At 38.4% G+C, this 7,325-nt stretch carries 7 protein-coding genes and 1 pseudogene; 3 read left to right on the top strand and 5 right to left on the bottom strand.

Going from position 1 to position 7,325, the window contains the following annotated elements; all coding sequences use genetic code 11:
• Nucleotides 1–100: 100 nt before the first annotated feature.
• The 4 genes and pseudogenes from H4J63_RS19205 to H4J63_RS19195 all read right to left on the bottom strand — a co-directional run bounded on the left by H4J63_RS19205 (nucleotide 101) and on the right by H4J63_RS19195 (nucleotide 2,126).
• Complete coding sequence (locus tag H4J63_RS19205; RefSeq protein WP_259365847.1) at nucleotides 101–463, bottom strand: PAS domain-containing protein; 363 nt, start codon at nucleotides 461–463, stop codon at nucleotides 101–103.
• Nucleotides 456–668, bottom strand: a pseudogene (locus H4J63_RS20430) (cysteine hydrolase family protein); the annotation flags it as partial. The pseudogene H4J63_RS20430 and the gene H4J63_RS19205, both read right to left, overlap by 8 nt.
• Before the next feature lie 53 nt (nucleotides 669–721).
• Entirely contained in the window at nucleotides 722–1,066 is a 345-nt protein-coding gene (locus H4J63_RS20425; RefSeq protein ID WP_259365846.1) for an isochorismatase family protein, read from the bottom strand.
• A gap of 22 nt (nucleotides 1,067–1,088) precedes the next feature.
• Nucleotides 1,089–2,126 (bottom strand): response regulator, encoded by a 1,038-nt coding sequence (locus tag H4J63_RS19195; RefSeq protein WP_024595980.1) that lies wholly within the window; start codon nucleotides 2,124–2,126, stop codon nucleotides 1,089–1,091.
• Between the two features lie 258 nt (nucleotides 2,127–2,384).
• Between H4J63_RS19195 and H4J63_RS19190 the strand changes: the two genes are divergently transcribed.
• From H4J63_RS19190 to H4J63_RS19180, 3 genes are all read left to right on the top strand, one after another.
• On the top strand, nucleotides 2,385–2,648 hold the full coding sequence (locus H4J63_RS19190; protein ID WP_024595981.1) for a GrxA family glutaredoxin: 264 nt from the start codon (nucleotides 2,385–2,387) through the stop codon (nucleotides 2,646–2,648).
• A gap of 160 nt (nucleotides 2,649–2,808) precedes the next feature.
• A complete protein-coding gene (locus H4J63_RS19185; protein WP_024606656.1) occupies nucleotides 2,809–4,653 on the top strand; it encodes a DEAD/DEAH box helicase in 1,845 nt (614 codons plus the stop codon).
• Nucleotides 4,654–4,888: 235 nt separating this feature from the next.
• Nucleotides 4,889–5,479, top strand: coding sequence for a hypothetical protein (locus H4J63_RS19180; RefSeq protein ID WP_182198025.1), 591 nt, complete (start codon nucleotides 4,889–4,891; stop codon nucleotides 5,477–5,479).
• 76 nt (nucleotides 5,480–5,555) lie between these two features.
• On the opposite strand, the gene H4J63_RS19175 is transcribed toward H4J63_RS19180, so the two are convergent.
• Nucleotides 5,556–7,109 (bottom strand): AbgT family transporter, encoded by a 1,554-nt coding sequence (locus H4J63_RS19175; RefSeq protein WP_182198023.1) that lies wholly within the window; start codon nucleotides 7,107–7,109, stop codon nucleotides 5,556–5,558.
• Between the last annotated feature and the right edge of the window lie 216 nt (nucleotides 7,110–7,325).

Raw genomic sequence — 7,325 nt, 5'->3', positions numbered from 1 at the left:
AGCAAAAGCTGCTGCCACTGTGCGCTTGTTCTGTAAGTTTTCATCACCTGCTCCGAATTTATCATTGAGCAGGTATTTTTAGATAATCAGAACATCGATGCTAGGTGTGGTTCGCTAGACGCTTACACTCAAACCAATTTAAGAGTCCGTGACTATTTTTTATTTGTATTTCTACACTAGGAGTCTGCTTTCCTTCAAGCAAACAACAACTGTATGCAACAAAATGCATAATATCGTTACAATTCATTGACTTAGTAATATTAGAACCAATTAATGAATCGCTTGAGTAACCTAGTTTCTTCTCCCATGCTTCGTTAATATAGGTAAGCTTTAAATGTTTATCACACTCAAAAATACATTCATCTAAAATAGCTAATAGCTTTGCTTGACGTCGATTACTATTGGAGAGCTTTTCGACCAATGCATATTGGATTTGCACTTGTAGTTCATCGTTGTTATCCATGCTCTCTCCAATACTTTATAAAAGTTTTACTATCACAAACTCGCGCATAAAGAGGAAAAACCTCTTCACAGTAAAAAGTTTGTTCAAAAGGAGTGCGACTCGATGTACAGTCACTTAAAATAGTGACGTTAAAACCAAGTTCAACAGCCGTTCGCGCAGTTGAGTCAATACAAATAGAAGTCACCGTGCCGGCTAAAATTACATTAGTGACACCATGTTCTTTGAGCTTTTGCGCTAGAGCAGTATGTGTAAAAGCATTTAAACCTTTTTCCCAGGCACCACTTCTATAACATTGCTAAAAAAATCTAGCTGCTCAATGGTTTGAGCGCCGTACGAACCTGCTTTAAATGCGCCCACATCAGCAATAGCTTTTAATATGCCAATCGGATTTTTAAGCTCACTGTAGTTTTGTGTAAAATGAATGGGTGTATTAACAACTAACGCAAATTGCTCTGCACAGGCGGCCAATAAAGAGAGTGTATTTTCTACCACGCCAGTAATTCTTGACGACTCTTCAACCACGTCATACAAAATACCTTTTGGTGAAAAGTAATCATTTTGAAAACCAATCAAAATAAGCGCTGTTTTAGAAAAGTCATGCATCATTGCCACCTTATTAACCAATTTAAGACGCTAATTGCCAAGGTTTAATAAACTTTTCGAGCACTGCTTTGGTCACTGGTTTTTGTAAATAGTGCGTAATACCTTTTTCAAATAACTCAGCTATCTGCTCATCCCCTGTTAGCCCCGTTAAAATAACTTTGGGTGTATCATTATTAGGGGTATTTTGACGCACCAATTGCTGTGCTACGTCACTGCCAAACATTCCTGGCATGCGCTCATCTAAGAGCAGTAAATCAAATGGTTCATTTTGAGCAAGCGTTAAAGCACTAGCGCCATTTTCTGCACATGTTACTAAGCAGCCCAGCATTTCGAGCATCACTTTTGTTGCAATTTGACTTGGTAAGCTATCATCCGCCACTAATACAGATAAACGTGTTTGCGTATGAAATGTTGTTAAAATGGTAATGAGGTCAGTATCAAAAAATGGCCAACCTAATATTTTTTTAGATAGTTTGTTCTCTTGGCTCAGCTCACTAATGTCGCTAATAGTGCATAACTTTATGTGTCTATTTATGCTGTCACCATTTAGTTTATCAGTTAGCGCATCACCACTAAGGTGACGTAAATCCTCAATCTGTACCGTTTCCTTAAAAGTGCTATTGAATAATTTAAAATTTAAGCCAAAGCGCTCATGGGTATTATCCGATGTTATTAAACAACTTTTAAATAACGCCTCACAATCAGTTAGAACGTCTATATTTTGGCTAATATCAAGTGCCAAACTAACAGACTCTTTTGTTGCTAAAAGCCCATGAAAATCCAGCGTGCTTACTTGCTCAGAATCATCAATCTGGTAATGAAGGCTAACCCCTTGTATATTTGCTTCTAGGTTAAGTAAAAAGCTCTGCTTTACAGATGCTAGCGCTGGAATCAGAAATTCCTCGCATTGCGCAATCATTTGCTCAAGAGGGATTTGCAAACAAACGTAGTTACATTGCAACTTGTTAATTAAAGTAACTGAAAAATTTCGATTTTGGGTTTTACAATATTTACCGATTACCCCTTGGATAATTTCTAAAACGTGACTATTAATATTCATAAAGTATTCTCGTTAACCCAATGTATAGCTCTTAATCATCAAGTTATGTGCCACAAATTAGTTCTTGTAAACACACTTGCATTCATATACTTAAGTATTAGACAGACAGCGCTTTAGTTTCTCATTCGCATTTTGCAAATCATATTACTATGCAATATATGATTTATAGTTTTTATTAGAATGGTGTAATCGATTTTTTTTGCTTTAAATAATTTTTCAATCATTTAAACTGATTTTAATCAAATTGAGGAGAAAGCTATGTTAACTGTAATTTTTGGCCGTGAAGGTTGTCCATATTGTGTTCGTGCAAAAGATGTTGCGGAGCAACTATCAAATGAACGTGATGACTTTAAATTTCGCTACATCGATATAATTAAAGAAGGCATTAGTAAAGCCGACCTTGAAAAGTCAGCTGGTAAACCTTGCCCTACCGTTCCACAAATTTTTGTGGATCAAAATCACATCGGTGGATTTACAGAATTTGAAGCTTACGCAAAAGAAAACCTAGGCTTGTACAAATAAGCGTTGTATTAAATATGTTAACCAGTTTAATAAACCCCAAATCAAACTGGTTAAATTTCGACCAACATCAAACACATAGAAATTAGTTTCAATTTATACAAGCATTTGCCTCGCGAATCCTATATAATGCGCGCCTCTTTAAATTCGTTGAGGCGTATTAATGTCAGAACCAGTCACGTTTGAATCTCTAAATCTTTCTCCTGCAATTTTGAAGGCAGTTGAAGAGTTGGGTTACAAGACACCATCTGAAATCCAAGCTCAATGTATACCGTTATTGCTAGAAAGAAAGGACGTACTGGGACTAGCTCAAACGGGTACAGGTAAAACCGCAGCATTTGCACTGCCATTACTAAATAATATTGACCCGTCTGTGAAACAGCCACAGATCCTTGTACTCACACCAACACGTGAGCTTGCGATCCAAGTTGCTGAGGCATTCGAACAATATGCTAAACATGTTCGTGGTATTGAAGTATTGGCACTATATGGTGGCCAAAGCTACAGTATCCAACTAAGCGCACTTCGTCGTGGCGCTCAGGTTATTGTTGCAACTCCAGGTCGTTTAATCGATCACATTAACCGTGGCACTATCAAGTTTGATGCTCTACAAGCACTTGTACTTGATGAAGCCGATGAAATGTTACGTATGGGCTTTATCGATGATGTAGAAAGCATCATGGAAAAAACACCGCGCGAAAAGCAAACATGTCTTTTCTCTGCGACTATGCCTAAGCAAATTCAAAACATCAGCAGCAAGTATATGAACAATCCTGAACAGGTTCATATTTCTGCGCGTAACTCTACAGTATCATCTGTTGAGCAAGTGTTTTGGAATGCAAGCGTACATAAAAATAAAGCAATTGTTCGTTTCTTAGAAGCTGAGCAATATGAAGGTGCTATTGTTTTCGTACGTACGCGTAACGATACAGTACAACTTGCTGAGTTATTAGAGCGCGAAGGTTTCTCTGCTGCTCCACTTAACGGTGACATGAACCAGCAAGCACGTGAACGCACTGTAGATCGCTTAAAAAGTGGCATGCTAAACATTGTTATTGCAACAGATGTAGCGGCACGTGGTCTAGATGTTGACCGTTTAAGCTTAGTTATCAACTACGATATCCCACAAGATTCTGAAGCCTACGTTCACCGTATCGGCCGTACAGGTCGTGCTGGTCGTACTGGTAAAGCAATCTTATTCGTAAAACATAACGAACGTTATTTACTTAAAAATATCATTCGTCATACGAAGTCTGAAATTGCTCAAGTTGAATTACCTACAGCAAAAATTGTTGAAGAAAAACGTATCGAAGCGTTACAAGCAAAATTAACTATTGCGCTTGAAAACAAAGACATCACGTTCTTCAATGAAGTAGCTACTAACATGGCTGAAAAACTTGATCTTCCTCTTGAAAGCTTAGCGGGTGCGTTACTGTGTTTAGCACAGCAACAGTCGCCAATTAAAGTTGAAGAAGTTAAGATTCAACCTCGTGAACGTAACGAGCGTAACGACCGCAATTCACGCAACGATCGTGGTGACCGTGGACGTCGTAACGAACGTGGCGGCGAACGTGGTGGTGAACGCGCTGAGCGTAAACCTCGCGAACGTAACAGCCGTGATGCAGGTCCTATGGATACTTACCGTATCGAAGTAGGTCGTGAACATGGTGTTCAGGTTAAAAATATTGTTGGCGCTATCGCTAACGAAGCTGACATCTCAAGCAAGTTTATTGGTGATATTCGTCTACACGACAATCACAGCACGGTTCAATTACCGCAAAACATGCCTAAAGATGTACTTGATCACTTTCAAAAAGTGTTTATTTGTAAACGCCCTATGGGCTTAACAATTACAACTGATCAAGGTCCTGCTGAACCACGTGGCGAACGCTCTGAGCGTCCAGCTGGTGATAAGAAACGCAGCTTTAATAAAGATGACGGCGCACGCGGTGATAAGCGCAGCGGTCCTCGTAAAGAACGTCGCCCTGTAAGCTTCACAGCTAAATAAGCAACGACTCTTTAATAAAAAACCTTGCCACGAAAGTGACAAGGTTTTTTTGTTTTTAAGCTGCTGCTACAGTGAAAACAAAGTAGACTTTCGCGTCAATTCAATAGCGGCTTGAGATAGTTTTTTTAGCCTGAGTTCGGGTTGCTTAATGCCTATAAATACATTTCTCTGATTTTTAAAATAACAAAAATTCTGTAAACTAGACAAAGGCTATAGTTCACGGACGAATTAAAAATTGAAAAAGATTTACGACAACTTGCTCCTTGTAGCAATAATACTCCCCATTTTATTATGCATCACTCTTCCTATTTTAATGGACTTTACAGATCCACCATTCATCTCAAATGAACTATACGACGTTGTTTTCTTTATAACCCTCCCTATTATCTGTTGTGCACTATTTATCTATTTAAATATACTTATTTTCAATAAATATAAACGCTGCAGTAAATATAGAGAATCACTTAAATACAATTTCTCAGATACTAAAATAAAATTAGCATCCATTTTCATGTACCCATTATCCCCTTTATTAATCTTTGGAATACTCTATTTTTTTATCTCTGATCCTATTAAATTATGGGCTTACTACACGCAAGGCGACTATTGGTATAAAGAATACATCCTGACCGATGTACAAGAGTGTGGCACTGAGTATGAAGATAGCTGTACTCGTTTATACTTCAAAGACCCTAAAACGAATAAGATTCATGATTTTAGGTGGTATGACGATAAGTCTACAATAATGAACAACAAAAATGATTATGTGTATATTGTTGGAGAGGCCAGCTTATTTGGCTATATAGTGAGAGATTTAGAAAGGTAACTTAGACTTACTTTTACATTACAGGACTTTTATTTAAAAACCTCACTCAAGTGAGTGAGGTTCATAAAGGTTTAGGCTAAGGCAATGCTGGATAAATGTAGCTTGCATCTAAACCTAAAGGGATACCAAGTGCCCAATAACCTAATAAAAAGATACTCCAGCCAATCATAAAGGCAATTGAGTACGGCAGCATAATAGCAATTAAAGTGCCTATACCTGTGCCTTTGACATACTTTTGACAGTACACCACCACTAATGGGAAGTATGGCATTAACGGTGTAATAATATTAGAGCTTGAGTCACCTACACGATAAGCGGCTTGAGTTAAGTCTGGCGAAATACCGAGTTGCATTAACATTGGTACAAAAATGGGGCCAAGTAACGCCCATTTTGCTGAACTTGAACCTACAAACAAGTTAACAAAGCCAGTTAAAAAGATAATGCCTACAACCGTTACTGCACTTGGCAATTCCATCGCCTTTAATAACTGCGCACCTTCAATTGCGAGCAGAGCACCTAAATTTGATTTACTAAATGCAGCAATAAATAGCGAACAGAAAAACGCCATGACGATATAATATGCCATGCCGCTCATCGCTTTACTCATAGCATCAATCATATCTTTTGAGGTTTTAAAGGTACCTACCGTAAAGCCATATACAGTGCCCGGAATCCAAAAAAGTAAAAATATTAGTGGTACAATTGATTGCATTAAAGGAGAGCTAAAATTAGTAAGGGATCCATCACTACTTCGCATTGCAGAATCGTCTGGAGCAGAGACAAATGCTAATAACGCAAGTCCAGCAATCATCACGGTACTGGCTATATAAAAGGCACGTTTTTCATCACTACGTGCATCTTCAAATACAGGTAAATCCTCTTTAGCACCATCAACCGCTGTTTTTTGTAAACGTGGTTCAATAATTTTATCGGTGATATACCAGCCCAATACCACAATAAATAAGCTAGATGCTGAAGCAAATGCCCAGTTATTTAACGGGTTAATTGTCATTGCAGGATTAATTATTTGCGCCGCACTTTGGGTAAAGCTTTGTAGCAATGGATCAATCCCTGATGGAATAAAGTTAGCCCCAAAACCACCACTCACACCAGCAAATGCAGCTGCAATACCCGCAAGCGGATGGCGTCCTGCAGCATAAAATATAACACCGGCAAGTGGAATAACTAATACATAACCTGCGTCAGTAGCGGTATGGCTCACAATGGCTACTAAAATGATTGAAGGCGTTAATAGCTTTTTAGGAGTAACTTTAAGCATTAACTTAAGACCGGTATTAATGAAGCCCGAATGCTCTGCAACACCTACACCTAACATAGCTACTAAAACGACACCTAAGGGAGCGAAGCCGGTAAAGGTTTTTACCATAGAGGATAAAAAAGTAGCGAGCGAATCACTTGCCAGCATATTATTAATAATAATCGCTTCACCGGTACGTGGGTCTATTGCATCAAAGCTTACGCCTGAAAACCACCACGACAAAAACCAAATTAATAACATTGCAAACAGAAATATTACGGCTGGATCTGGAAGCTTATTGCCAACCCGCTCAACAAAATTTAAAAAACGCGCAACAACCCCTGAAGGTAAAGCGTCTTGATTATTACTCATTCTTATTGTTCCTAAGTTTATTTTTAGTAACAATATCGCATAAAAACAAAACAGTAAATTAACATGAAAATCTACTTTAAAAGTTTTGGGCACATCGAGTAGGGTGAGGCTTATGCCTCATCCCTCTCACAGAACCGTACGTACGGACCTCGTATACGGCTCCTGTACCCTTCACATTTTATCAACTTATTTCCTAAACGCTGATAAAGCAAGCCA

The organism is Pseudoalteromonas sp. 5Ae-yellow, from assembly GCF_014077565.1.
Lineage (GTDB): Bacteria > Pseudomonadota > Gammaproteobacteria > Enterobacterales > Alteromonadaceae > Pseudoalteromonas.
Note: the sequence above shows the minus strand (reverse complement) of the source record. Positions and strands in the feature narration are given on the sequence as shown.